The sequence below is a fragment of the Streptomyces marincola genome (assembly GCF_020410765.1).
Lineage (GTDB): Bacteria > Actinomycetota > Actinomycetes > Streptomycetales > Streptomycetaceae > Streptomyces > Streptomyces marincola.
Map to the genome: position 1 here is coordinate 6,325,625 of NZ_CP084541.1, position 22,991 is coordinate 6,348,615.

At 71.9% G+C, this 22,991-nt stretch carries 29 protein-coding genes and 1 pseudogene; 8 read left to right on the forward strand and 22 right to left on the reverse strand.

Annotated elements, in window-relative coordinates; genetic code table 11:
- Positions 1 to 7 precede the first annotated feature (7 nt).
- The 6 genes from LC193_RS27970 to LC193_RS27995 form a co-directional block, all read right to left on the reverse strand.
- Positions 8 to 391: an STAS domain-containing protein gene (locus LC193_RS27970; protein ID WP_226078160.1), complete on the reverse strand. Its 384-nt coding sequence runs from the start codon at positions 389 to 391 to the stop codon at positions 8 to 10.
- A gap of 13 nt (positions 392 to 404) precedes the next feature.
- The gene (locus LC193_RS27975; protein ID WP_226078161.1) at positions 405 to 1,505 is read right to left on the reverse strand and encodes a cobalamin B12-binding domain-containing protein; all 1,101 of its coding nucleotides are present in this window, start codon (positions 1,503 to 1,505) and stop codon (positions 405 to 407) included.
- Positions 1,502 to 3,154 (reverse strand): PP2C family protein-serine/threonine phosphatase, encoded by a 1,653-nt coding sequence (locus tag LC193_RS27980; RefSeq protein WP_226078162.1) that lies wholly within the window; start codon positions 3,152 to 3,154, stop codon positions 1,502 to 1,504. Before LC193_RS27980 ends, LC193_RS27975 begins: the two co-directional genes overlap by 4 nt.
- A gap of 335 nt (positions 3,155 to 3,489) precedes the next feature.
- Positions 3,490 to 3,717, reverse strand: a complete 228-nt coding sequence (locus tag LC193_RS27985) for a hypothetical protein (protein ID WP_226078163.1) — start codon at positions 3,715 to 3,717, stop codon at positions 3,490 to 3,492.
- Positions 3,714 to 3,881, reverse strand: coding sequence for a hypothetical protein (locus LC193_RS27990; protein ID WP_226078164.1), 168 nt, complete (start codon positions 3,879 to 3,881; stop codon positions 3,714 to 3,716). The genes LC193_RS27985 and LC193_RS27990 overlap by 4 nt, the downstream gene beginning before the upstream one ends.
- Positions 3,882 to 3,890: 9 nt before the next feature.
- On the reverse strand, positions 3,891 to 4,052 hold the full coding sequence (locus tag LC193_RS27995; protein ID WP_226078165.1) for a hypothetical protein: 162 nt from the start codon (positions 4,050 to 4,052) through the stop codon (positions 3,891 to 3,893).
- Between the two features lie 318 nt (positions 4,053 to 4,370).
- Between LC193_RS27995 and LC193_RS28000 the strand changes: the two genes are divergently transcribed.
- Together LC193_RS28000 and LC193_RS28005 are read left to right on the forward strand one after the other, a co-directional pair.
- On the forward strand, positions 4,371 to 5,708 hold the full coding sequence (locus LC193_RS28000) for a hypothetical protein (protein WP_226078166.1): 1,338 nt from the start codon (positions 4,371 to 4,373) through the stop codon (positions 5,706 to 5,708).
- The gene (locus tag LC193_RS28005) at positions 5,705 to 6,541 is read left to right on the forward strand and encodes an NAD(P)-dependent oxidoreductase (RefSeq protein ID WP_226078167.1); all 837 of its coding nucleotides are present in this window, start codon (positions 5,705 to 5,707) and stop codon (positions 6,539 to 6,541) included. Before LC193_RS28000 ends, LC193_RS28005 begins: the two co-directional genes overlap by 4 nt.
- Before the next feature lie 112 nt (positions 6,542 to 6,653).
- On the opposite strand, the gene LC193_RS28010 is transcribed toward LC193_RS28005, so the two are convergent.
- From LC193_RS28010 to LC193_RS28035, 6 genes are all read right to left on the reverse strand, one after another.
- Positions 6,654 to 7,187 (reverse strand): glycine-rich domain-containing protein, encoded by a 534-nt coding sequence (locus tag LC193_RS28010; protein WP_226078168.1) that lies wholly within the window; start codon positions 7,185 to 7,187, stop codon positions 6,654 to 6,656.
- A gap of 106 nt (positions 7,188 to 7,293) precedes the next feature.
- Entirely contained in the window at positions 7,294 to 7,569 is a 276-nt protein-coding gene (locus tag LC193_RS28015) for an endonuclease/exonuclease/phosphatase family protein (RefSeq protein WP_226078169.1), read from the reverse strand.
- A 209-nt stretch (positions 7,570 to 7,778) separates the two neighbouring features.
- A complete protein-coding gene (locus tag LC193_RS28020) occupies positions 7,779 to 8,012 on the reverse strand; it encodes a hypothetical protein (RefSeq protein WP_226078170.1) in 234 nt (77 codons plus the stop codon).
- Entirely contained in the window at positions 8,009 to 8,188 is a 180-nt protein-coding gene (locus LC193_RS28025) for a hypothetical protein (RefSeq protein WP_226078171.1), read from the reverse strand. The genes LC193_RS28020 and LC193_RS28025 overlap by 4 nt, the downstream gene beginning before the upstream one ends.
- A 9-nt stretch (positions 8,189 to 8,197) precedes the next feature.
- Positions 8,198 to 8,359, reverse strand: a complete 162-nt coding sequence (locus tag LC193_RS28030; RefSeq protein ID WP_226078172.1) for a hypothetical protein — start codon at positions 8,357 to 8,359, stop codon at positions 8,198 to 8,200.
- Positions 8,356 to 8,733: a hypothetical protein gene (locus tag LC193_RS28035; RefSeq protein ID WP_226078173.1), complete on the reverse strand. Its 378-nt coding sequence runs from the start codon at positions 8,731 to 8,733 to the stop codon at positions 8,356 to 8,358. The genes LC193_RS28030 and LC193_RS28035 overlap by 4 nt, the downstream gene beginning before the upstream one ends.
- A 195-nt stretch (positions 8,734 to 8,928) precedes the next feature.
- Between LC193_RS28035 and LC193_RS28040 the strand changes: the two genes are divergently transcribed.
- The 4 genes and pseudogenes from LC193_RS28040 to LC193_RS28055 all read left to right on the forward strand — a co-directional run bounded on the left by LC193_RS28040 (position 8,929) and on the right by LC193_RS28055 (position 10,846).
- Positions 8,929 to 9,186, forward strand: coding sequence for a hypothetical protein (locus LC193_RS28040; protein WP_226078174.1), 258 nt, complete (start codon positions 8,929 to 8,931; stop codon positions 9,184 to 9,186).
- Positions 9,167 to 9,688 (forward strand): annotated as a pseudogene (locus LC193_RS28045) (DUF6879 family protein). Before LC193_RS28040 ends, LC193_RS28045 begins: the two are co-directional and overlap by 20 nt.
- Before the next feature lie 21 nt (positions 9,689 to 9,709).
- Positions 9,710 to 10,564 (forward strand): helix-turn-helix domain-containing protein, encoded by an 855-nt coding sequence (locus tag LC193_RS28050; RefSeq protein WP_226078175.1) that lies wholly within the window; start codon positions 9,710 to 9,712, stop codon positions 10,562 to 10,564.
- Positions 10,565 to 10,600: 36 nt separating this feature from the next.
- Positions 10,601 to 10,846, forward strand: coding sequence for a hypothetical protein (locus tag LC193_RS28055; RefSeq protein ID WP_226078176.1), 246 nt, complete (start codon positions 10,601 to 10,603; stop codon positions 10,844 to 10,846).
- 173 nt (positions 10,847 to 11,019) lie between these two features.
- On the opposite strand, the gene LC193_RS28060 is transcribed toward LC193_RS28055, so the two are convergent.
- Together LC193_RS28060 and LC193_RS28065 are read right to left on the reverse strand one after the other, a co-directional pair.
- On the reverse strand, positions 11,020 to 11,916 hold the full coding sequence (locus tag LC193_RS28060) for a LysR family transcriptional regulator (protein WP_226078177.1): 897 nt from the start codon (positions 11,914 to 11,916) through the stop codon (positions 11,020 to 11,022).
- A 183-nt stretch (positions 11,917 to 12,099) separates the two neighbouring features.
- Entirely contained in the window at positions 12,100 to 12,792 is a 693-nt protein-coding gene (locus LC193_RS28065; RefSeq protein WP_226078178.1) for a type 1 glutamine amidotransferase domain-containing protein, read from the reverse strand.
- 217 nt (positions 12,793 to 13,009) lie between these two features.
- On the opposite strand from LC193_RS28065, the gene LC193_RS28070 reads away from it, so the two are divergent.
- Together LC193_RS28070 and LC193_RS28075 are read left to right on the forward strand one after the other, a co-directional pair.
- Positions 13,010 to 13,738 (forward strand): type 1 glutamine amidotransferase domain-containing protein, encoded by a 729-nt coding sequence (locus LC193_RS28070; protein WP_226078179.1) that lies wholly within the window; start codon positions 13,010 to 13,012, stop codon positions 13,736 to 13,738.
- Between the two features lie 86 nt (positions 13,739 to 13,824).
- Complete coding sequence (locus LC193_RS28075; RefSeq protein WP_318842196.1) at positions 13,825 to 14,130, forward strand: putative quinol monooxygenase; 306 nt, start codon at positions 13,825 to 13,827, stop codon at positions 14,128 to 14,130.
- Here the strand turns inward: LC193_RS28075 and LC193_RS28080 are convergent.
- From LC193_RS28080 to LC193_RS28115, 8 genes are all read right to left on the reverse strand, one after another.
- Positions 14,102 to 14,878, reverse strand: coding sequence for a type 1 glutamine amidotransferase domain-containing protein (locus LC193_RS28080; RefSeq protein WP_226078180.1), 777 nt, complete (start codon positions 14,876 to 14,878; stop codon positions 14,102 to 14,104). The genes LC193_RS28075 and LC193_RS28080 overlap by 29 nt on opposite strands.
- A gap of 144 nt (positions 14,879 to 15,022) precedes the next feature.
- Positions 15,023 to 15,772, reverse strand: coding sequence for an HAD family hydrolase (locus LC193_RS28085; protein ID WP_226078181.1), 750 nt, complete (start codon positions 15,770 to 15,772; stop codon positions 15,023 to 15,025).
- Positions 15,772 to 16,338: a type 1 glutamine amidotransferase domain-containing protein gene (locus tag LC193_RS28090; RefSeq protein ID WP_226078182.1), complete on the reverse strand. Its 567-nt coding sequence runs from the start codon at positions 16,336 to 16,338 to the stop codon at positions 15,772 to 15,774. The genes LC193_RS28085 and LC193_RS28090 overlap by 1 nt, the downstream gene beginning before the upstream one ends.
- A gap of 74 nt (positions 16,339 to 16,412) precedes the next feature.
- Complete coding sequence (locus tag LC193_RS28095) at positions 16,413 to 17,204, reverse strand: cupin domain-containing protein (protein WP_226078183.1); 792 nt, start codon at positions 17,202 to 17,204, stop codon at positions 16,413 to 16,415.
- A 262-nt stretch (positions 17,205 to 17,466) separates the two neighbouring features.
- Positions 17,467 to 19,443 (reverse strand): molecular chaperone HtpG, encoded by a 1,977-nt coding sequence (gene htpG / locus LC193_RS28100; protein WP_226078184.1) that lies wholly within the window; start codon positions 19,441 to 19,443, stop codon positions 17,467 to 17,469.
- A gap of 213 nt (positions 19,444 to 19,656) precedes the next feature.
- Positions 19,657 to 20,064, reverse strand: a complete 408-nt coding sequence (locus tag LC193_RS28105; RefSeq protein ID WP_226078185.1) for a DUF779 domain-containing protein — start codon at positions 20,062 to 20,064, stop codon at positions 19,657 to 19,659.
- Positions 20,064 to 21,581 (reverse strand): acetaldehyde dehydrogenase ExaC, encoded by a 1,518-nt coding sequence (exaC, locus tag LC193_RS28110; protein WP_226078186.1) that lies wholly within the window; start codon positions 21,579 to 21,581, stop codon positions 20,064 to 20,066. The genes LC193_RS28105 and exaC overlap by 1 nt, the downstream gene beginning before the upstream one ends.
- A gap of 105 nt (positions 21,582 to 21,686) precedes the next feature.
- A complete protein-coding gene (locus LC193_RS28115) occupies positions 21,687 to 22,934 on the reverse strand; it encodes a helix-turn-helix domain-containing protein (RefSeq protein WP_226078187.1) in 1,248 nt (415 codons plus the stop codon).
- Positions 22,935 to 22,991 lie beyond the last annotated feature (57 nt).

A 22,991-nucleotide genomic window follows, 5' to 3' on the forward strand; every position in this document is an offset into this window, starting at 1 on the left:
GAAGGTCTCAGGGCTGGCCCGGAGCCGGTTGTTCAGGAGCCGGTTGGTCGGGCGCCGGCGCGTCGGTGAAGTGCGCGAGCGTCCCGGTGATGCCGAGAACGCGTTCCAGCGCGGCCGGCCGGTTGTCCAGGTGCAGCCGGGTGCCCGTCACGTCGGCGCGGCGCCTGATCATCAGCAGGATCGAGAGGCCGGCGGAGTCGCAGCCGGCCAGCCGGGCGCAGTCGAGCCGCAGGTGCCGGGGCGCGGGTCGCCGTTCCAACTGGCGCTCCGCTGTGGCGAGCAGTTCGTCCGAGGTGTCGTAGTCGAGGTCGCCGGTGATGGATATGGAGACATCGCCGGCGCTGTCGGTGCTCGTGGCGAGGCTGAACGTGTGGTCGGGGAGCGAGTGCATGCGATTTTCCGGTTCAGGGGAGCGGCGGTGACGGGCGGGAGCCGAGTGCCGCCCGGCCGTGCGCCAGGTGGCGGGTGGCACGGGGGAAGTCCGTCAGTTCCCCGGCGAGCAGGTCGAGGGCGGGGGGCAGTGACGACGACGGCACGCCCCTGGCCTCAAGGATGTCAGCCGTCCAGGCGAGAAAGCCACTGAAGAGGTCCGCGTCGTCGACGTACAGCGACACGGCCAGGAAGTCCACGATGTGCGCGACGTCCTGCGCCGTGTGCTCCCGCTGCGGTTCGGTGTAGCCGCGCATGAACGGCAGGCGCTCTTCGAGCCCCGCCGCCGTCGCGCGGACCAGGGCCCGCCGGCCGCGCGCCACGAGGGTGTACTCCTGGTCGGTCAGGTGCGGCAGGTCGTCGACGGCCTGCTGCGTGGGCCGCGGCCGTGTGCGCGGCGGCCCCTCGCCGAACGCCGCCGCCGCGGCCCGCCCGTCCGGTGCCCAGGCGTCCGCGCCGAGGAGACGCGCGTAGCGGCCGTGCGGACCGAACGCCGCGCCGCCGGCGAGCACGGGCACCCCGATCGCCTGGCACGCGGTGATCGCCGCGTGCGCGGTGGGCAGCCGGGTGGCGATCGAGGAGGACAGCGCCACCGCGTCGGGTCCCGTTTCGTGGAGGTGCGCCACGAGGTGCGCGGTCGGCACCTGCGCGCCGAGGAAGTCGACCCGGAAACCGCGGCGGCGCAGGACCTCGGCCAGCAGCCTCGCCGGCAGGGCATGCCACTCCCCGTCCACACACGCCACGGTCACCCGCGGCCCCGGGCCCGCGGGTGAGCGCGGCGCGGCGCGCGGCGGGAGGTCGGCGATCACGCGGTCGTTGATGGCGGTCGCGGCGTGCTCCTGCGCGACGCCGATGCGGGCGGCTGCCCACTCGGCGCCGACCCGCGCCTGCGTCGGCGCGATCACGTCGAGCAGCACATCCTCGATCTCCGCGCCCGCGTCCACGGCCGAACGTACGGCGCGCCCGGCGGCGAACTCGTCCCGGTCCATGAGCGCCTGCCACAGGGCGGCACGGGCGTCGGCCAGGAACGCGGGCCCCGAGGAACGGGACGGGTCCGCGGTGATGAGAGACGTCATGCGGTCCGCCTGCCCGGCGCACGTCCCGATATCGCTGCGGAAGCCGGTGCGCCGGGCGCGGTGATCGCGAGCAGGGCCATGTCGTCGTGCCGGCCGTCGCCCACCCACTCGGAGGCGAGCATCTGGACGCGTTCGACGACCGCTTCCGCGGGCATCCCGGCGCAGCCGGCCAGGGCCGCCCTGAGCCGTTCCTCGCCGAACTCGGTGTTCCCGAGCGGGCCGCCCCGCGCCTCGCTGATGCCGTCGGTGTAGAGCAGGCACGTCTCGCCCGGCGCCAGTTCGACGGTGGCGGTGGTGGCGCCGACCTCGGGCAGCGCCCCGACCAGCGTCCCCCCGGTCTCGGCCGCCTCCACCGGGCCGGCGTCGCGCACGATCAGCGGCGCGGGATGACCCGCACTGGTCAGCCGCAGCCGCACGCGGGAGCCCGCCCTGGCCACCGACGCCAGAACCAGCGTCGCGAACCTGGCGTGGTGCGAGGTCAGCAGAGCGCCGTTGAGCAACTTCAGAACCTGTCCGTGGTCGGCGGCGAGCGGGAGCAGAGCATGCAGCGTACTGCGGATCTTTCCCGTGAGCACAGCCGCGTCCAGGCCCTTGCCGCACACGTCGCCCAGCACGGCCAGGGACTCCTGCTCGTCTCCCGCGCCCGGGTGGACGTCGTAGAAGTCGCCGCCGACGCGCTCGGTGACCCGCGAGGGGCGGTAACCACCGGCGAACTCCACCCCGTTCACGCGGCGCAGCCGCGGCGGCAGCAGTTCCCGCATGAGCGTGGCGGTGATCCCGGCCTGCTCCGCGTAGAGCCGCGCCGCGGAGACGGCGGCTCCCGCGCGGGCCGCGAACAGCCGCGCGAGTATCTCCTCGCCCTCGTCGAACGCCGCGTGGTCGGTGCGGCGCAGCAGGATCAGGGCGCCGGCCGGCACACCGTGACCGGGCAGCGGAGTGACCACGACGGAGCCGACCGGGCCGGGCAGGCCGTCGGGAACGGCCCACGCGGGCAGGGCGGACGGGTCGATCCACCGGGACGGCACCGGGGGGAAGCCGCGGAGCGCCTCGTCGAGACCGGGCACGTCGGCCGGGGAGAGGTCGACCACCGTGGAGGTCACCTCGCCCGAGGGCAGGCCGTGGGTGACGGCGTGGCCGCGCCTGCCGGTGGGCGCGGCGACCACCACGGCGGCGTCCGCGAGGTGCGAGGCGGCCATCCGGGCGGCCACCTCAAGGCACCGGTCCACGTTCAGCGAGGCGAGCAGCGCGGTCGACGCGTTCGAGAGGAACGCGGTGCGCCGCCGCTCCTCGCGCAGCGCCGCCTCGGCGCCGGCCCGCTCGGTGTCGTCGAGCAGCCACCAGACCACGTCCCCGTCCTGTCCCGGCGTCGGGTGGGCCGACAGCGTGCGCCCGCCGTGGGTTCCGCGCACGGCCTGCGCCCCGCCCCCGCCGTCCCGCGGGTGCGCATCGGTCAGCCACCCGGGAACGGCTCCCTCCAGCCCCGCGCCCGACCTGGCGCGTGGGAACAGGGCGGCGGCCCGCGCGTTGAGGCCGCGAACGACGCCCGAGCGGTCCGCGACGAGCACAGGGCAGGGGGCGTCGAGCCAGGCGGGACCGAGGCTCGGGGGCGAAGCCTGCCCCTGGAGGGCGGCGTTCTGGGAGATAGTCACGATCGGAGGCCCGCGTGCCGCGAGCCCCACCACCTTCCGTGGGACGAAGCCGGGGTCACTCCTCACCATGCCCCCGGGAGGGCGGCGCGGACAAGTGGCGCCATCCTGGCACCGGCGCGCGCCCGCGCGGATGTGTCACCGACGCGATGCGTATGCGTCCGGTGCGCGTCCGCGGCGTGTGGGTCACTCACCACGGACGAAGCGCCGTTGCCCCGCTGCCGTTCGGCGGCACCGCGAGGCCCCGCGTACGGGAACGCCCGACGGTGTAACGCGTCGGCGGGCGCACGCGGGCGCTGATGCCCGGCGCGCGTGCGCGGTGGGCTGTGGGCCGGCCGTCACTCGGGTCGGCCGCGTGGGATGCGGGGGTTGTGGCGGCGGGCGGCCCACAGGACGGTGGTGCGGTTCATGACGAATGTCTCGCCCGAGTGGAACTGAAGCCGTTTGCGTCCGGCGCCCAGTGCGGTCAAGTCGCGTACGACGAGGGGCTGTCCGCCGATCATGATCTGATCGCCGACGGCGACGGTGCGGGCGTCGATCTCCACGGCGATGATGACGCCGTTCACCGGTTGGTCTCCTCGGTCGGTTCGGTGTCGGGGGCGGGTTGAGGGGCGGGCGGGCGCAGGTGGGCGCAGGCGCTCGCGGGGTAGATCAGGGCGTCGCAGTTCGGGCAGTGCGCGCCGTCCTCGCGGCGGTCCAGCTCCGGGCCGAGGTGGCGACATGCGGACATGACGTGCTCCTACGGGGCGAGAACGAAGCATGCGACGAGCAGGCAGGCGAGCGCGGCGCAGGTGGCCGTGATCAGCAGTTCGCCGGTGTGCGCGCCCAGCCACCCGGCGGCGCGGGCGGCGCGGTGGGGTCGGCGGCGGTGCCGCGCACGACCGCGTGTCGACGCGCTCACCGCGCCCGCTCCAACGCGCAGTTGTCCAGGGGGATGGCGATGAGTGTCCGGCATGATCGGCTCCTATGGCGCGTTGATTACTGCGGCTGCACGTCTGTGACCTGGCACGCACCACCCGAGGCACTCAGCGTGATCGCCAATGGGCTCTGGGTAGTGGGCTGCCAGCATCCACGCTCCGCAAGGACGCGACCATCGGCGTTCGGTGCCATTCGCGGACATGTATTGCCGTCTCGCCGCCGTCTTCGCGGCAGGCGTCTTGCCACCCGTCCTGGTCGGGTAGAAGGGTCGTGGATCAGATGGGTCAGGACAGGGGATTGCGTGAGGACTCCGTTCGAAACGCTCGCCACCGAGCGCGGATGGCAACGGTTCAGTGTTTTTCAAAGGCGCTACGAGGCCGCCGCTCGCACGTTGGCCGATCGGCTTCGCCGGCCGCAGCTGCGTACCGCGACCATCAGCGCCCGCCAATTCACGCGCTGGATGAAAGGCGAGGTGGAATCGGCCCCGCGCCATGACGCACGCCTCATCTTGGAGCATCTGTTTGAAATGCCCGTTGAGCAGCTCCTTGGTACGGCATCCCCGGGCGCGAACGTGTCTGAGACGTCGGCGCACCGCCCGGCGTTCGAAGCCGGACTCAAGGAGGACGTGGTGATGTCTGCGGCCCGTGACTCAGCCCGCTTCGCAGCTCGTGCGGAGCAGACCAACGTCGGCCCCCACACACTCGACCAGATCCGGGCCGACATCATGCGGATACTCGCCACCTACCCCAACCGCTCCGTTGAGCCCCTGTTCTGGGAGGTCAAGGAGATTCGGGATCGTACCTTCGAACTGCTCGAAGGCCGTCAGCCCCCGGCATACACGAGGGACCTCTACCTGGCCGCTGGCGTGCTGTGCGGAATCCTGGCCAACGCGAGTTTCGATCTCGGCCGCCTGGAAGCCGCCGAGACGCAGGCCCGCGTGGGCTTCCTCTGCGCTGAACTAGCGGGTCATAACGGGCTGCGCGCATGGCTGCGTGGCCTCCAGGCATTGATGGCTTACTGGGACGGCAGAGGACGGGACGCGGTGCGTTTGGCCGAAGCCGGGTTGGAATTCCCGCCCGAGGGAGGCACCGCAGGTGTGCGGCTGGCCAGCATCGCGGCCCGGGCCTACGGTCAGCTCGGCATGCACACCGACGCGCAGGACGCGCTGGCGCTCGCGGACGAACTGCGCGGGCAGGCGACCGGTGACGGCGACCTCGGCGGCATGATGGAGTTCCCGCGCGAAAAGCAACTGTTCTACGCGAGCACCACGTTGCTGTGGCGGGGCGATACCCATGCCGTCCAACAGGCCGAACAGCATGCCGGAGAAGCCGTCCGGCTCTACGAGAGCGCACAGCCTGGCGAGCGCAGGCTCGGAGAGCTGAGTCTCGCCCGGCTGGACTTGGCCCGCTCCCGACTCATGGCCAGCGATGTCGAAGGGGCCGCCGCTCAAGTCCACACCGTGCTCGGCATCGCGGCGCGGCGCCGCACCGAGAGCGTGACTCGTTGCCTCGACCGGTTCGCCCGCGACCTGGCCGGCACACCGGCCGGAGCGTCGCGCGTTGCCCTCGGTGTGCAGGAGGCCATCGAAGCGCACCGCCGTCGGGGACCGCGCGCGATCCCGGGGGGAGATGTCCAGTGACCACCGTTGCGTTGCTGCACCCGGGCAGCATGGGCGCGGCCATCGGTGCGGAGGCCGTCCGAGCAGGAACGCGCGTGCTGTGGGTGCCACTCGGCCGCAGCGCCGCCACCCGCGAACGCGCCGAGCAGGCCGGGTTGGAAGCGGTGGACTCCCTGTCGGCGGCCGTGGCCGCAAGTGACGTCGTGCTTTCGGTGTGCCCTGCCCATGCCGCCGATGGCGTGGCTGAGCAAGTGGCCGGTGTGCCGTTCGACGGGATGTACATCGACGCCAACCCGACCGCCGTGCCCCGTCTGGAACGGATTGCCGCTCTGATGGCTCCCCGCCCGGTGATCGATGCGTGCATCTTCGGGCCCGACGCCGACCGTCAGCGGATCGCCCGGATCTACGTGGCCGAGCAGGCCAACGCCCTTGGCCTGCTCCGAACGGTCTTTCATGGCACGCGAGTCGATGTCCGCCCGGTCTCGGGGGGCTTCGGCAGCGCCTCCGCCCTGAAGTTGGCGTTCAGCGCCTACCAGCGCAGTGCGCGAGCGCTCGCCGCCCTGGCCTACGCTCTCGCCGAGGAGCACGGTGTCGTCGCCGAGGTTCTGGCCGAGGCGCAGGACATGCCGCGAGCCGACCTGACCGACCCGGGTTTCATTCCGACGCTCGCCAGCCGCGCATGGCGGTGGCAGCACGAGATGCGCGAAGTGGCGCAGGCTCTGCGCGGTGCGGGCCTGCCCTCCGGGATCGCCGAAGGTGCGGCCGACCTGATGTCCCGTTGGGATTCGATGAAGGACGTAGCGGCGGAGTCTCTGTCCCCCGACGACGTTCTTCCGTTTCTGCGCGACCGGTAGCCCTCGGACCCGGTGCGGACGGCTGCGGGACAGCACGGGCACGCGGTGGGCTCGGGCTGTTCCTCGCCGCCCTGGTCCTCGTTCATCGGCGCCCCTTTCCTGAATACGGGTCTCAGACGGTACCGGCTTCGGCCGGTGTCGGTGCCGACTTGGGCTTGGGCTTCGGTCGGGTCTCGATCGGTGAGCAGTTGGCCGGCCGGGGCGTGTGCTGAACGGGCGCGGCCACGTGGACCGCTTCCGGGTCGTCGGGGCCCCGCCACAGCTCCTCGTCGATGCCGTACCCGGCCTGGCGGATGGCGTCCGTAGTGCGGGTGAGCCAGTCCGCGGTGCAGGTCGCGTCCGTGCTGCCGGGGCGCTCCGGGTGGTGGTGCACGACCCGACCCAGGCGGCGGCACAGCCTTTCGTAGACGCGAGTGTGGAGGATGAGGGCGTGCCAGCCCTCGTCGACCGTGCGGGACGGCGCGAGCGCGGCGTGCGGCGCGTCGGCCGCGACGGCGACGAACGCGAGGGCCTGTTCGGTGATGCGTGCGGCTACGTGCTCGTTCACGCCGCTGGTGTCCTGCACGGTGGCCGCGACGGCCGCGAACTCCTCGGGCGTCAGCAACTCGCGAGCGTTCCGTGCCACGGGTACGGTTGCGGTGCTCATTCCGGTCGTCCTTTCGAGGGCTGGGGTGGGCGGGCCGCTCCGGCGCCGGGCTGTCCAGGCGTGGGCGCCGGAGCGGGGCTCGGGGTGCGTGCAGGTGCCGGTGAGGTCACGTGGCGGAGACGGGCAGGTGGTCGGACAGCGCGCGCAGCAGCTCGGTGTTGTGCAAGCGGTAGTCGCGCGTTTCGCCCGCCATCGGGCTGGTGCCGGTGGCGTCCTCCACGTCGTGCAGCGCGCGCCACCCGTCGTCTTCCCAGCCCCTGAGTTCCGTGAGCCCGAAAATGTCCGGGCGCTCGGCAGTCAGGTAGCGCTGCTGCTCAGTGCGGTGCTGGTCGCCACCGCCGTCTTGGAGGTTCCAGGTGAGGAACCGGAGGGGTTCGGGCATCGTTCTCCTTCGCTGGTGAGGTGAGGTGAGGTGAGGTGAGGTGGTGGGCCCTGCCACCGGCGGAGATCGCCTGATCGCGCGGCGCGCCGGCCCATTGGCGCGCCTACCGGTGGCAGGGGGTCAGGGGTCCGCGGCGATGGCGCGGACGATGAGCCAGCACGCGAGGCAGCCGGCCGCGAAGTGCGCGGCCAGGACTGTGGCGGCGGCGGTCACTCGGGCCGGCCGCGGGGGATGCGGGGGTCGTAGCGGCGGGAGACCCGCAACACGGTCGCGGGCCCCATCTCGAACGTCTCGCCCGAGACGAAGAGAAGCCGCTTACGCTTCCGCCCGGGGCCCAGCGCGGTCAAGTCCCGCACCACGAACGGCTGCCCGCCGATCACGACGATGTCCCCGACGCGCACCGAGGCGGCGTCGACCTCCTCCGCGACGAGCACGCCCTTCACTGGCCGACCCCCTCGGCCCGATCGGTGTCGGGCCGGGGCGACGGGGGCGGGTCAGGTCGCGGGGGAACCTGCCCGACGCAGGCGATCGCGGGGTAGATCAGGATGTCGCAGTCGGGGCAGTGGGCGCCGTCGTCGCGGCGGTCCAGCTCCCGGGCGAGGTGGCGACATGCGGACACGGCGTGCTCCTACGCGGCGAGGGCGAGGTAGAGGGCGGTGACGGCGAACGCGGCGACCGTGAGCGTCGCGAGGACCACTTCCCCAGCGTTGTCGGCAACCCATCCCACGGCGCGCGCCATGCGGCGCGGCCGGCGGCGGTGCCGCGCGCGGCCGAACGCGGGCCCGGTCACCGCGCCTGCTCCAACGCGCCGAGCAGCGCGTCCGGGTCGGTCAGGCACGTGGCGTTCGGAGGGATCGCCCACCAGACTGCCGACTGGCGCGAGTCGGGCGCGTCAGCGGCCGGCACGAGAAGCACGCCCCCGCGCCCGAGCAGCTGCACGCCCAGCTGCGCGGCGTCCCACCCGGCCGTCGCCTCGGGCGGAACGAACCACGTCATGGTCCGCGCGAGCTGGTCTTCGACCACCGGCCCGGACCGGACGAGCAGCAGACCGACCGCGCGGGTACCGGCGAGGGACGAGACGCGGACGGCGTCCCACCAGCGGCCGGACGGCAGTATCGCCCCGAACCCGGCGGACGGCAGCCACGAGGGTGCTGTCTCGGACATCGTCATCGCGCCTCCCGCGCCAAGGAGTCCGTGCCCAGGACGGTAGGGAGGCGGCCCGAGACCGCGCTACTCCCGTGCACTTTTGTGCACGGCCGTCACCTGAACTGACGCGCCAGAAGGGGCGCCCTTGACGAGCGACCGGAAGGTGATGACGCTGGGTGCACAACTCTGCACGGCACTCCGCAGGAGGGCACCATGCGACTACTGTTCATCGGGATCGGCCCCGACACTGGCGACAAGCAGAGCCCCACCCTCTGGGTGGACCTGGAGAACCGTGAACTGGTCTTCCAGGGCTGGAAGCCCAACCCCGAACTGGAGGCCGAGTGCGCCGCCACCGAAGTACCGGGCCACGCCCGAGGCATCCCGGAGAACGAGGCAGTGATCCGTATCCCGGCCCGCATGGCGGCCATGATCAGGGAGGCATGCGACACCGTTGAACAGCCCCACATTTGACGAGTTGATCGCCAGGTGCACACGCACAGCTGTGCACCTGGAGATGCGGGACTCATACGCCGTCGACTACGAGGACGGCCCTTTCGCACGATGGCGGGACGGCTTCCGCCACGACCCAGCAGACCGCGCGTCGTGGTGGCGTCCGTGACTCGACCTGATCTCGGAAACCACGGCCCGAGGAGTGGTGGTACACCGTGCCCGCATCGTGTCCGAACCCGTCAGCGAGTACACCAAGTTCCTCTACGACGGGACGTTCACCAACGTAGCCGCCGGCGAGGAAGTGCGGTGGCTCCCCCGCCGGCAGGCGTCGACCATCGCGCTCCCGGGAAACGACTTCTGGCTGTTCGATGATGAGTGGGTCCACTGGAATCACTTCGCTGGGGATGGGGCATCGACCGGCGAGGAAATCACCAACGACCCAGCTGCGGCGCGGCTCTGCTCCACCGCGTTCGCAGAGGTATGGGGCCGGGCCATCCCGCACCACGAGTACAAGATCCACTAACGGACACCGGCAGGCCAGCCCATGACCATTTCCCCGTCGTCATCCGCCCAAGCGGCGCGGGAATCCGTTGCCCGAAGGCTGCGCAACTTGCGGAAGACCGCCGGGCTCTCTGTCACTGAGCTGGCCGCTGCGTGCGGATGGCACCACTCCAAAACGTCCCGGATCGAGAACGCGCGCACGGGACCCTCCTCAGCCGACATCGACGCGTGGTGCCGGGCGTGCGGCGCGCCAGAGCAGGTCGGCGACATCGTGGTGCAATCCCTCAGCGCGGAGACCGCCTACAGCGAGTGGCGGCACCAGGTGCGCAATGGCATGCGCCAGCTCCAGGACAGCTGGGTCCAGTTCTTCAGAAGCACTCGCTTGTTCCGCGTCTACTCGTCCACCCTCATCCCCGGCCTGCTTCAGACGGAGGGATACGCAGCCGCTCTCCTCACCGCGATCGCGGATTTCCGCGAGATCCCTGTCAACGATGGAGCCGAAGCGGCGGCAGCGCGTGTAGAACGCTCGCGCGTCATCCACGAGCCCGGCCACCGCTTCGTGCTTCTCGTGGAAGAGGCTGCGCTCTACTACCAGTTGGGGGACTCGGAGGCCATGGCCGCTCAGCTCGGCCACCTGCTCGCGGCCGGGGCGCTCCCCTCTGTCTCGTTCGGAGTGATCCCAGCGGACCGGCCCCAGCGGTCACAGTGGCCGCACGAGACCTTCCACGTGTACGACGACACGCTGGTATCCGTCGAGCTGCTGTCCGCCCAGGTGAACATCACGCAGCCCAGTGAGATCGCTCTCTACATCAAGGCGTTCGACGAGCTGCGCTCGCTGGCCGTGTACGGCGCGGACGCCCGCGCGCTGATCGTGCGGGCGATCGAAGCGCTCCGCTGACTCCGCGCGACGCCGGCCGCTGCCACCATGGACCCCATGACGACGCGCATGGTGCGCTTCACCGGCGGCCCTCTCGACGGACAGCAGTTCGAGGCGACCGAGTGGACGGACGAGCAGAGCGCGACCGGGGCACATCACATCGTTGACGGATGGGAAGCCCGGGCGGACTACGCGCCCGAGCCCGATGGCGATGTCGTCGAAGCGCTCGTCCTGCCACTTGCCGACTTCCCACCACCGCACCTGGTACGTGCAAGTGCCCTCCTTGAGGGGTCGATTCACTAGGCTTGTCATGGCCGGACAAAGCGACCATCACACAAGATCGTGTTCCCGGCGTGTTCCCAAGTCGGTGGCACGCTGAAGGCCCGACCGCGTTTCGGCGCAGGTCGGGCTTTGATCAGCTCGTACCCCCAACGGGATGCGAACCCGCGCTACCACCTGCGCGCCCGCGCGGGCTCTCAGGCCCACAACCGCGCTTTGAGCAGCAGGTGGCCGTGCAGGACGGCCAAGTCCGCTCTGCCCAACTCACCTTGGCGCACGGCGAGGTAGAAGGTGTTGATCGGCGGGATGTCGGGTTCGAGCAGCGGTACGACCTCGCCCTGTGCGAGTTCCTCGGCACACAGGTAGGTCGGCAGCACCGAGAGCCCGGCGGACGACTTCACCGCGGAGAGCACGCCCCGCAGGTCGGGCACGATCAGCGGGGGCACCGCGTTGGGGCGCACGCCGAAGACGGACAGCCAGTACCTGCGGATGATGGGCAGCGACTCGGAGTAGGCGAGCAGTGGGTAGGCGTCCAGAACGCCGGGCCCCTCGGCCTTGAGGCGTTCTGTCGGCAGGGTGCGGGCCAGTTCGACGGAGGCCAGCAGGGCGAACTCCTCGTCGACCAGCGGGGTCGACGCGATGCCCCGGATCCGGGGGCGGACGGTGGAGATCACGAGGTCGAGGCGGCGGTCGGCGAGGTCGCTCAGCAGGTCGTCGGCGAGCCCGAAGGCGAGCCTGAAGTGCATGCCCTCACCGATGAGGTCGCTGATCGCGGGAATCACGCGGCTGGTCATCAGTTCCGCGGGGCCGCCCACATGCAGCGGCTGGTCGCCGGGCCGCCCGCTGCGGTAGCGGCCGACGATGCCGTTGAGGCTGTCGATGGGGCCCTGCACGTCGCGGACGAGACTCTCCGCGGCGGCGGTGGGCCGCACGCCCTTCGGCAGTCTCTCGAACAGCGGCCGGCCCAGCTCCCGTTCGAGATTGCGCACCTGGTGGGTCACGGCCGGCTGGGACAGGCCCAGTTGCTGGGCCGCCTTGGTGAACGAGCCGAGCCGGTAGACCGTGACGAACGTGCGTAACCAGCCGAGCTGCATGGACAAACGCCCCGCCCCCCATGTCGGCGTCCCTGCCGCGCACCGCCCCCGCGCCGCACCGGCCGGTGTCCGCGGTGGACCACGGCCGGACTCCCGGGACCGGCGCGGACCTGGTCCGATGGCCCCGGGAGTGGGTGGTCCAAGGTCCAGAATACGGACCGCGGAGCCGGGAGGGCGGGAAAATCAGGCGGCGCCGGTGCGGGCCGCCGCGAGTTCCGCCACGGCGAGTTCGGCCACCTGCGCGGCCGACGCCGGGTTCTGGCCCGTCACCAGGCGCTGGTCGGCGACCGCGTGGGGTGCGAAGTTGGGCGCCTTGGTGTGCTTGGCGCCGCGCTCGACCAGGGCGGTCTCCAGCAGGAAGGGCACGACCGAGGTCAGCCCGACGGCTTCCTCCTCGTCGTCCGTGAACGACGCGACCTGCTTGCCCGCCACCAGGTAAGAACCGTTCGTGAGCTTGACGTTGACCAGGGCCGCCGGGCCGTGGCAGACCGCGGCGACGACGCCGCCCCGCTCGTACACCCCCGCCGCGAGCCCGGCCAGCTCGGCCGACTCGGGGAAGTCCCACATCGTGCCGTGGCCGCCGGCGAAGTAGATGACGTCGTAGTCCGCGGGGTCGAGCTGCGCCGGGGTCGGCGTGGCGGCCAGGGCCCGGCGCGTCCCGGGGTCGGCCAGGAACTCGGCCACGACCGCGTCCTCCGGGTCGATGCCGTCCTGCGGCGGGGCGCCGCCGCTGACCGAGACGTAGGCGATCTCGAAACCGGCCCTGCGGAACACGTCCGCGGGGTGCGCGACCTCGGGCACGTAGAACCCGGTCCTGCGGCCGGTGTCGCCGAGGTCGCCGTGGCTGGTGAGCGCGAAGAGAACCTTTTTGGGCATGATGCCTTCTCCAGATAACGATGGCGCGGGGATGAAAGGGATCACCGGGCCTGTCCCGGGGCCGCCCGGGTGGGGTGATGACCAGCGTCGAATGTAGGCGCGGGTCGCGGGGTGTTTCAAATAGCGATTCGCATGCGAAGCATAAAAACCTTTATGCGGTAGGGTTTTATGTCTCCCTTACTCGCTGCGTTCCGCAGCCGGCGAAAGCGAGAGGCCGATGCCGAAGAATCCCCCCGCTCGTGGTCTGATCGTGCTCAGCGCCGTTGAACGCCTGCCGAACGGCCGCCCCGCGGGGTTCTGGCTGCCCGAGGCCGCCTACCCGTGGCGCGCGTTGCTCTCCGCGGGCTGGGACTTCCGGTTCGCCGCCACGGCGGCGGGCGCTCCGCCGGCCGGCGGCGTCGACCGTTCCGACCCGCCGCAGCGGATGTTCCTCGGGGACGCGCGGGTCGCCGCGCGGCTGGCCGACACCGTGACCGCGGACCTGCTCGACCCGGCGGACTACGGCGTGGTGTTCGTCGCCGGCGGGCACGGCGCGCTGTTCGACCTGCCGGGTGACCGGCGGCTGAGCGGGTTCCTCGGCGCGTTCCACGCGGCCGGGGGCGTCATCGCCGCGGTCTGCCACGGCGTCGCCGCGCTGCTCGACGTGCCGCGGCCTGACGGCGGCGCGCTGGTCGAGGGGCTGCGGCTGACCGGCTTCTCGCAGGCCGAGGAACGGGCGGCCGGCCTCGCCGGGGTGCTGCCGTTCCTCCTCGACGAGGCGCTGACCGCGCGCGGCGCGCACTACGAGGCGGGCGAGCCGTTCCGCAGCCACGTGGTGTGCGACGGCACCGTGGTGACCGGGCAGAATCCCGCATCCGCCGCCGCGGTGACGGAGGCGGGCATGGCCCTTGCCACCGGCCGGCCGCTCGCGGCCAACTGGCTGCGTGCTCCCGCGCCCGCCCATTGATCCGGGGAAAAACATTTTTTATTGGCCACGGCTCCGCCGCCGGGTATTCAATAACGGCGACCGGCGCCGAAGCGGAAAGGAAACCCATGGTGTCCATCGTGGTGGTGGCCCGCTGGCGGGCGAGGGAAGAGACCCAGGAGCAGGTGGCCGGCATTCTCCGGGAACTGGCCGCCGCGAGCCGCGCGGAACCCGGCTGCCTGCTCTACCGGCCGGTGCGCTCGGTCGACGACCCGCGGGAGTTCACCCTCGTCGAGGAGTACGCCGGCGAGGAGGCCCTCGCGGAGCACAGGGCGTCGGAGCACTTCCGCACCCTTGTCCTCGGCCAGGTGGTCGGACTGCTCGAAACACGGCAGGTCGGCAGGTTCACGGACGTGGCGGCCGGCCCGCGCTGACCGGCGCGGGCGGGGCAGTGCCGGCCCCCGGGCGCAGCAGTTCCACGACCGCCCGGCCAAGACCGGCCGCCGACGCCGGGTTCTGGCCGGTGACCAGCCGCCCGCTCACCACGACGTTCGGCTCCCGGTCCGGCGCGGCGCGGTACCGGGCGCCGCGTTCCTCCAGCGCCCGCTGCAACGAGAACGGGACCACGGCCGCCAGGCCGCGGGCCGCCTCGGCCTCGTCGGAGAACGCGGTCACCGCGTGGCCCGCCACGAGGTGGCCGCCGCCGGCCAGCCGCACATCGATCAACGCGGCCGGGCCGTGGCAGATCGCGGCGACGACGCCGCCGTTCTCCCAGACCCGGCGCGTGAGGAGCGCGAGTGCCGGGTCCCTGAAGTCCCACATCGTGCCGTGCCCGCCCACGAAGTACACGCCCCGGTAGGCGCCGGCGTCGACGTCCCGCACCGCGGGGGTGCGCGTGAGCAGACCGCCTCCCGCGGGATGGGCCAGGAAGGCGGCCTGGGCGGGGTCGTCCGGGGCGTGCCCGATCATCGGTGGCGGCCCGCCCCGCACGGACGCGATGTCCACGCGGTGGCCCGCGGCGCGCAACGCCCGCCACGGCTCCACCAGTTCACCCAGGTGGAAGCCCGTCGGGCGGCCCCCGCGCGCACCGGCGGGCCCCAGTACCCCGTGGCTGGTGAGCACCGCGAGCACCCGCGCGGCGCCGTGCGCCGGCGCGTCCGCGGCCGGCTGTCGCATCGTCATCGGTCTTCTCTCCTTCGCATCGCCGTTCTGCCCGGCCGGGTGACCCGCGCCGGGACGCGGACGTCCGCCCAACGGGTCCGGTGCCCGGTGTCCGGACGCAGCGGGGGCCGGGGCCGACCGGCCCCGGCCCCCGCGCGGCCCCCGCTACGCCACGGGCGCCAGTGCGGCAAGATCCGCCAGCTCCAGGGAGGGAACGGCGTACCGTTCGGCCTCCGCACGGTGCTCAGGGGTCTGGTAGCCCCAGCGGGCCCACCGCGCGTCCGCGCCCGTGGCGGCGACGGCGCGGACGTTGGCGAGGTTGTCGTCGACGAACGTCACGTCCGCCGGCGACACGCCCCACCGCCCGGCCACGTCGCGCACGGTGTCCGCCTTGCGCGCGCACTCGCCAAACACCTCGCGGACGGTGTCCTCCAGGCCGTGCCTGCGCAGGATCGCGCGGACCGAGCCCTCGTCCTTGGCGGTGACGACGACCACGGAGCCGCGGCGCCGCCGCAGCAGCTCCGCCACCCCCGGGTACAGGGTGTGCAGGTCGAGCCAGAATTCGGGTTCGCGCGTGCGGAACCACTCGCGTGCCGCGGTGGCCCGCGCCGTGAAGTCCCGCACGTGCCCGGCGGGCAGCGTCCGGAACAGCGCGTCGAAGGCCGCCTGGTCCGCCACCCTGCCCCCCTCCGGCAGGTGGGCCACGACGAAGTGGTCCAGCAGCCGGGAGTAGTCGCGCACGTGCCGGAACCGGGCGAGGTACGCGCCGCCCTCCCGGGCCCGCATCGACGCGATCTGCTCCCGGCCGGGGACGGCCCGGTCGAGAGGCTGCGCCCCGAGCAGGGTGACCAGCGCGCACTCGTCGAGCGCGTCGGCGATCACCCCGTCGAAGTCGAGCGCCAGCACCCGGCTCATCAGGCCCGTGCCCCGGCGGCGCCGCGGTCGGACGCCAGCTTCTCGGCGGTCTCGAACACCGCCCGCATGAAGGCGCCCATGTAGCCGTAGTAGGAGCAGGTGATGATGTTGCCGTCGACGATGACGTCGCTGTCCACCACCTCGGCCCCCGCGTTGACGACGTCGTCCCGCAGGCCGATGTAGGCGCATGCCTTGCGGCCCTTGAGCACGCCCGCGCTCACCATGATCCACGGCCCGTGGCACAGGCCGGCCACGACCTTGCCCGCGCGGTCCATCCCGGCGACGAAGTCCAGGACCCCGCGGTCCTGGCGGACCCGGTCCGGGGCCTCGTGGCCGCCGGTGAGGACCACGACGTCGTAGTCCTCCACCGCGAGGTCCTCGAACGCGATGAGCGGGCGCGCCGTCTTGTCCATCGGCAGCGGAATGCCGTACTTGCCCGTCACCGGGTCGGCGTTCCGGGTCGCGACGTCCACGTTCCAGCCCTCTTCGAGCAGCCGGTAGTAGCTGAAGACGACGTCGTGGTCCTGGAAGCCGGGTCCGGTGATGATGACCGCGTTGCGTGACACGTTGTCCCCCTGTGTGCTGGTGTGAGGTGCGCTCGGCCGAGCGCCGGTGTGCGCCGTTTCGCCGTGAGCGTTGCTCACGAGCCCCCCACGGCGCTGATGGTCAGGTACTGCTTGTCGGTCTGCGGGCGCCGCTTGTCCTCGGGGTGCCCGGTGAGGATCTCGACGTCGCGCTCCACGGCCCCCGACAGGCACAGCGGGATGTGGAACAGGTCCCGCGCCCGCCGCCGGTAGAAGATGTCCATACCGGTGCGCAACTCGAACGAGAAGCGCCGGTCGGGCGTGCGGCGCCGCATGCGCGTGTGCGGGAACGCCGGAACGCTGCGCAAAGCGTTCTGCGGCTGGTCGAGCGACGTCGATTCGTAGGCGGTTCCCGCCCGGTTGTAGTCGTCCTTGAGCCGGATCAGGTCGAATTTGTTTCGTGGCACTTCGACCTCGATGAGTTCCAGCGGTTCGTCACCGGTGTTCCTGGTGCCGTGGAACGCCCCAGGTCCGATGCGCAGGACGGAACCGGCGGAGATCGGCACGTCCGGCCGGTCGAGGCCGATGGTGACGCCCTGCCCGCCCAGGCACAGCAGATAGGTCAGTTTCCGCGGGTGCACGTGCACCGAGGTGCTGTGCGGTGCGTCGATGTGCAACGCCCACAGGTCGAAGAAGTCATCCACGAACGCCCGGTACTCGTATCCCCATGGCTTGGGAATGACCTGGTCCAGGTGGCTGTCCTCGTCGAACTGCTCATTCGCGACCCGCGCGCCTGAGCGCACGAGCCGGTTGAGCTGAGCGATGTCCGATTTCCCCGCGTTCAGCCGTACCGGAAGAAAGGACGCCACAGTCAGTGGGACCGGAATGATCCCCTCAGTAACAGCCATGTGCTCCCCCCTTGAGTGCAGGCTCCTACCGGAAGTCAACCTAAGCGATTCCGGGGGAGGCGCTCAAATAAAGATTCCTGGGGGCGGTATACGTGGCGTGATGTCACAGCAGTGTGACGGAGGGAACCATTACCCGTGAGTTCTTCCGGCATTTCCCGCGGGCGATTGCCGCGCCCCCGGGCACCGGCGATGGCCGCGCGCCCGGGCGGAAGCCCGCCCGGGCGCGCGATGCCGGTGCCGCGTCAGTGCGCGGGCCGCCGCGTCACAGGGCGCGTTCGAGCCGCTCGGCGAGCAGCTTGGTGAAGCGCGCCGGGTCGTCGGGCTGGCTGCCCTCCGCGAGCAGCGCCATCCCGTAGATCACCTCGGCGGTCCCGGGCAGCCCGGGGTCGGACGCCCGGTCGGTGTGCGCGCGGCGCAGCCCCTCGACGAGCGGATGGCCCGGGTTCAGCTCCAGGATGCGCTTGCCCGCCGGCACGTCCTGCCCCATGGCGCGGTACAGGTTCTGGAGGGCGGGGGTCACGTCGTTCTGGTCGGAGACGACGCACGCCGGCGAGACGGTGAGCCGCGAGGAGAGCCGCACCTCCTTCACCGACTCGCTCAGCTGCTCGCCCATCCAGGTCAGCAGCGCGGCGTAGTCCTCCCGCTGCTGCTCCCGCTCGGCCTTCGCCTCCTCGGTCTCCTCCTCGCCGCCGTCGAGCCCGGCCTCGCCCTTGGCGATGGACCGCAACTCCTTGCCCTGGAACTCGGGAACGGCCCCGACCCATACCTCGTCGACCGGGTCGGTGAGGATCAGCACCTCGTACCCCTTCTCCCGGAACGCCTCCATGTGCGGCGAACTCTCGACGGCGTTCCTCGACTCGCCCGTCATGTAGAAGATGTGCTGCTGCCCCTCCTTCATGCGGTCGATGTATTCCTGGAGGCTCGTCGGCTGCTCGGCGTCGTTCGTCGTGGCGAACGAGGACACGCCCAGAATCGTGTCCCGGTTGTCGAAGTCGCTGAGCAGGCCCTCCTTGACCACGGCACCGAAGTGGCGCCAGAAGGCCGCGTAGTTGTCGGGCCGCTTGGCCTTCATCTCCTTGACAGTGGAGAGGACCTTCTTCGCCAGCCGGCGGTGCATCAGCTGGATCTGGCGGTCCTGCTGGAGAATTTCGCGCGAGACGTTCAGTGAGAGGTCGGCCGCGTCGACGACGCCCTTGACGAAACGCAGGTAATCGGGGACGAGCGCCTCGCAGTTCTCCATGATGAGGACGCGCTTCACATACAGCTGCACACCCCGCTTGCTGTCCTGCGAGAAGAGGTCGTGCTGCGGGCGCGAGGGCAGGAAGAGCAGCGCCTGGTACTCGAACGTGCCCTCCGCCCGCATCGGGATGATCTCCAGCGGGTCGGCCCAGTCGTGGCTGATGTGCTTGTACAGCTCGTGGTACTCGGCGTCGGAGACCTCGTTCCTCGGCCGGGCCCACAGGGCCTTGCGGGAGTTGAGCGTCTCGGGCTCCGGCTGTTCCTCCGCGCCCCGCGGCGCGGACTCCTCGCCCTCCGCGCCGTCCTCTCCCGCGCCGTCCGCCGTCGCCTCCGGGGCACCGCCGGGCGCCTGGCCGACCAGCCGGATCGGCCAGGTGATGAAGTCCGAGTAGCGCTTGACGATCTCGCGGATCTTCGCCGGGTCCGTGTAGTCGAACATCCGGTCCTCGGCGTCCTCGGGCTTCAGCCGCAGCGTGACCGCCGTGCCCTGGGGTGCCTCGTCGGCCGTCGCGATGGTGTAGCTGCCCTGGCCCGAGGACGTCCACAGCGTGCCCTTGTCCTCCCCGGCGCGGCGCGTCAGCAGCGTCACCTCGTCGGCCACCATGAAGCTGGAGTAGAAGCCGACGCCGAACTGCCCGATGAGGCCCTCGGCCGCCGCCTCGTTCTTGGCCTCCTTCAGCTGCTGGAGGAACTCCCCGGTGCCGGACTTGGCGATGGTGCCGATCAGCCGCACCACGTCGTCGTGCGACATGCCGATGCCGTTGTCGCGAATCGTCAGCGTCCGCGCCTCCCGGTCGGCCTCGATGGCGATGTGCAGGTCCGAGACGTCGGCGGCCAGCGAATCGTCGCGCAGTGCCTCGATGCGGAGCTTGTCCAGCGCGTCGGAGGCATTGGAGATCAGCTCCCGCAGGAACACGTCTTTGTTCGAGTAGATTGAGTGAATCATCATCTGGAGGAGCTGGCGCGCCTCCACCTGGAACTCGAACGTCTCCGTCGGCATGGTCCTGAATTCCCTCACCCTGTGGTCTGTTGACGGGAGCCGCACGCGGCGTCGCGTGCGCGGGCCCCCGAGTTGATCTGCCACAGTGATGGTAAGCCGACCGCCGCGGCCCGCTCCGGCGGTTCGTTCAGGCCGCGCGGCACCGGTTCCGCCGCCGCGCCCCTTTCCGGTCGCGACGGCATGCCGCGGCTGCCGCGCCCGGCCCGCCCCGCGTCACGGCCGGTCGAGGTCGGCGCCCGTCGGCAGCGCGGGCTCGGCCGCGACCCGGCGGGCCTCCTCCTCGGTCAGCAGCCTCGACCGCAGCAGGAAACGCACGCCCTCGGGCGCTTCGAGGGAGAACCCGCTGCCCCGGCCGGGCACCACGTCGACCGTCAGGTGGGTGTGCCGCCAGTGGACGTACTGGTCCGCGCCGATCCAGAACGGCGTGCCCCCGGCCACCTCGCCCAGGAGCACGTCCTGGCCGCCGACCTTGAACTCGCCGCGCGGGTAGCACATCGGGGCGCTGCCGTCGCAGCAGCCGCCGGACTGGTGGAACATGACGGGACCGTGCCGCGCGACCAGGCGTTCCAGCAGCTCGGCCGCGGCCGGCGTGAGATCGACGAGCCGGGTCCGTTCGGTCATCAGAACAGGCCCGTCCTGCCCGGCGCGTAACTGACCAGCAGGTTCTTGGTCTGCTGGTAGTGGTCGAGCATCATCCGGTGGTTCTCCCTGCCGATCCCGGACTTCTTGTAGCCGCCGAAGGCGGCGTGCGCCGGGTAGGCGTGGTAGCAGTTCGTCCACACCCGCCCCGCCTTGATCTGCCGGCCGAGGCGGTAGGCGGCGTTGCCGTCCCTGGTCCACACCCCGGCGCCGAGCCCGTACATCGTGTCGTTCGCGATCTTCAGGGCCTCGTCGACCGAGTCGAACGTGGTGACGGACACCACGGGGCCGAAGATCTCCTCCTGGAAGACGCGCATGTCGTTGGTGCCGCGGAAGATGGTCGGCTCGATGTAGTAGCCGCCCTCGCAGCCCTCGACGGTGCGCGGCCGGCCGCCCGTCAGCAGCTCCGCGCCCTCCTGACGGCCGATCTCGATGTAGGAGAGGATCTTCTCGAACTGGTCGTTGCTCGCCTGCGCGCCGATCATGGTCGCCGGGTCCAGCGGGTCGCCCGCGACGATGGCCTCGGTGCGCTCGACGCAGCGGGCCATGAACGCGTCGTAGATCGAGGAGTGGATGAGGGCGCGGGAGGGGCAGGTGCAGACCTCGCCCTGGTTGAGGGCGAACATCACGAAGCCCTCGACGGCCTTGTCGAGGTAGTCGTCGTCGGCCGCGGTCACGTCGGGCAGGAAGATGTTGGGGCTCTTGCCGCCGAGTTCGAGCGTGACCGGAATGATGTTCTCGCTGGCGTACTGCATGATCAGGCGGCCGGTGGTCGTCTCGCCGGTGAAGGCGACCTTGGCGATCCTGGGGCTGGACGCCAGCGGCTTGCCGGCCTCGACGCCGAAGCCGTTGACGACGTTGACCACACCGGGCGGCAGCAGGTCGGCGACGAGGTCGAGCAGAAGCAGCAGGCTCGCCGGGGTCTGCTCCGCAGGCTTGATCACCACGCAGTTGCCCGCGGCCAGCGCGGGGGCGAGCTTCCATGTGGCCATCAGGATCGGGAAGTTCCAGGGGATGATCTGGCCGACGACACCCAGCGGCTCCTGGAAGTGGTAGGCCACCGTGTCGGCGTCGATCTCCGCGATGCTGCCCTCCTGGGCGCGGATCACCCCGGCGAAGTAGCGGAAGTGGTCGACGGCCAGCGGCAGATCGGCGCCCAGCGTCTCGCGCACCGGCTTGCCGTTCTCCCAGGTCTCGGCGACGGCCAGGCGCTCCAGGTTCTCCTCGATCCGGTCGGCGATCCGGTTCAGGATGACGGACCGCTCGGTGGTCGAGGTGCTGCCCCAGCGGCCCGCGGCGGCGTGCGCGGCGTCGAGCGCGAGCTCGACGTCGGCCGCGGTGGAGCGGGCGACCTGGCAGAACGTCCGCCCGGTCACGGGGGAGGGGTTGTCGAAGTACTGTCCCTCTACCGGGGCGACCCACTCGCCGCCGATGAAGTTGTCGTAGCGCGCGGCGTAGCTGACGATGCTGCCTTCGGTGCCGGGCGGCGCGTAGACCATGGGGCTGTTCCTCCTCGGGGCGCGGGAAACGGGGGCGCGTTCCCACTGTGCGCCGGGAGGGTTGGCGGAAGGTTGGCGCGGGGCCGGGGCCGCCGCGTCCGCCGGTCAGGCCCGGAGGGCGGCGCTCAGCCGGCCCGCCGCGACCGGCCGCCGCCTGTCGCCCGGGGCCAGCAGGCGCAGGGCGTGCTCGTGCGCCTCCACCTCGTGGGGCGCCACCTCGCCGTACCGCAGGGCGAGTTCGGGCCGGTCGTCGGCGAGCACCGCCTCGCGCACCGCGACCTCCAGGTGCGCACGCCAGGCGAGGACGCCAGGCGCCTCGGAGTGCGGCAGCAGCGGGCCCCCGTACCGGCGGACCGCCTCGGCGGCGTCACCCGCCTCCAGCGCGCGCAGCACGTCGAGCGCGTCGCAGGCCACCGGGGCGGTGAGCGCGTAGGTGCGCAGGGCGACCTGCCCGCCCAGGGCCCGCCGCAGGTGCGACACCTCCGCCTTGAACGTCGACGCGCCCACCGGGCGGTCCCCGTAGAGGGCGGCGCGCAGCCGCTGCGGCGGGAGCCCGCGCGGTTCGAGCGCGAGCAGGGTGAGGATCTCGATCTGCCGCGGCCTGAGTGCGAGCGGCCGGGCGCCGCGGGTCGCGCGCGCGGCGCCGAGGCAGGTCAGCAGGACCGTCCCGGCCGCGGCCCGGGGGGCGCGCGCCGGGCGGGGCGGGCGGGCGCGGGTCGGCAGCCGCGCCTCGACGGCGGAGGCGAGGGTGCGCACGGTGGGCATGGCCAGCGGGTGCGAGCGGTCCCAGGTGCTTGAGAGGTCGAGCACCCCGAGCACGGTGCCCTCGGGGCCGCGGATCGGCGCGCAGTAGCAGACCCAGCCGTGCAGCGCGGCCACCAGGTGCTCGGCCGAGAACACGGTGCTCGGCCGGCCGGTGCGCAGCGCGAGCGACAGGGCGTTGGTGCCCATGGCCTGCTCGTCCCACCGCCCGCCTGGCGCGAAGTTGACCCGCTCGGCGCGCCTGCGCATGTCCCGCGCGCCCGTGGTCCACAGGATCGTGCCCGAGGCGTCGGTCACGGCGGCGATGAACCCGGCCTCGGCGACGGCGTTCAGCTCGTCCGCGAGCGCCGTCACCGGCCCGCGCAGCGCGGAACGCGCCCAGCGCGGGTGCACCACGCCGCCGTCGCTCACGGGGGCGCTGTCGCGGTGCGGGTCGACGGTGCCGACCGAACGGGCCCACGACTCCGCGACCTCGGGGCGCACCGGGGGAGGACCGCAGGGGCGCGCGCCCCCCGCGGACCCCGGCACCCAGCGCGCCCACTCCTCCTCAAGAACGGTCCGGCGGGCGCGCAGTTCGGCTGGTTGCGGCATGACTCTCCCCGACCTCGTCGTCCAGAAGACCCTCCGCGTATTCTCCGCGGAACGCGC

Coding starts and splice junctions, on each gene's coding strand:
- LC193_RS27970 (WP_226078160.1), bottom strand. CDS start 391: ATGCACTCGCTCCCCGACCACACGTTCAGCCTCGCCACGAGCACCGAC.
- LC193_RS27975 (WP_226078161.1), bottom strand. CDS start 1,505: ATGACGTCTCTCATCACCGCGGACCCGTCCCGTTCCTCGGGGCCCGCG.
- LC193_RS27990 (WP_226078164.1), bottom strand. CDS start 3,881: ATGTCCGCATGTCGCCACCTCGGCCCGGAGCTGGACCGCCGCGAGGAC.
- LC193_RS28010 (WP_226078168.1), bottom strand. CDS start 7,187: ATGAGCACCGCAACCGTACCCGTGGCACGGAACGCTCGCGAGTTGCTG.
- LC193_RS28015 (WP_226078169.1), bottom strand. CDS start 7,569: ATGCCCGAACCCCTCCGGTTCCTCACCTGGAACCTCCAAGACGGCGGT.
- LC193_RS28035 (WP_226078173.1), bottom strand. CDS start 8,733: ATGTCCGAGACAGCACCCTCGTGGCTGCCGTCCGCCGGGTTCGGGGCG.
- LC193_RS28040 (WP_226078174.1), top strand. CDS start 8,929: ATGCGACTACTGTTCATCGGGATCGGCCCCGACACTGGCGACAAGCAG.
- LC193_RS28050 (WP_226078175.1), top strand. CDS start 9,710: ATGACCATTTCCCCGTCGTCATCCGCCCAAGCGGCGCGGGAATCCGTT.
- LC193_RS28055 (WP_226078176.1), top strand. CDS start 10,601: ATGACGACGCGCATGGTGCGCTTCACCGGCGGCCCTCTCGACGGACAG.
- LC193_RS28060 (WP_226078177.1), bottom strand. CDS start 11,916: ATGCAGCTCGGCTGGTTACGCACGTTCGTCACGGTCTACCGGCTCGGC.
- LC193_RS28065 (WP_226078178.1), bottom strand. CDS start 12,792: ATGCCCAAAAAGGTTCTCTTCGCGCTCACCAGCCACGGCGACCTCGGC.
- LC193_RS28070 (WP_226078179.1), top strand. CDS start 13,010: ATGCCGAAGAATCCCCCCGCTCGTGGTCTGATCGTGCTCAGCGCCGTT.
- LC193_RS28075 (WP_318842196.1), top strand. CDS start 13,825: ATGGTGTCCATCGTGGTGGTGGCCCGCTGGCGGGCGAGGGAAGAGACC.
- LC193_RS28080 (WP_226078180.1), bottom strand. CDS start 14,878: ATGACGATGCGACAGCCGGCCGCGGACGCGCCGGCGCACGGCGCCGCG.
- LC193_RS28085 (WP_226078181.1), bottom strand. CDS start 15,772: ATGAGCCGGGTGCTGGCGCTCGACTTCGACGGGGTGATCGCCGACGCG.
- LC193_RS28095 (WP_226078183.1), bottom strand. CDS start 17,204: ATGGCTGTTACTGAGGGGATCATTCCGGTCCCACTGACTGTGGCGTCC.
- htpG (WP_226078184.1), bottom strand. CDS start 19,443: ATGCCGACGGAGACGTTCGAGTTCCAGGTGGAGGCGCGCCAGCTCCTC.
- LC193_RS28105 (WP_226078185.1), bottom strand. CDS start 20,064: ATGACCGAACGGACCCGGCTCGTCGATCTCACGCCGGCCGCGGCCGAG.
- exaC (WP_226078186.1), bottom strand. CDS start 21,581: ATGGTCTACGCGCCGCCCGGCACCGAAGGCAGCATCGTCAGCTACGCC.
- LC193_RS28115 (WP_226078187.1), bottom strand. CDS start 22,934: ATGCCGCAACCAGCCGAACTGCGCGCCCGCCGGACCGTTCTTGAGGAG.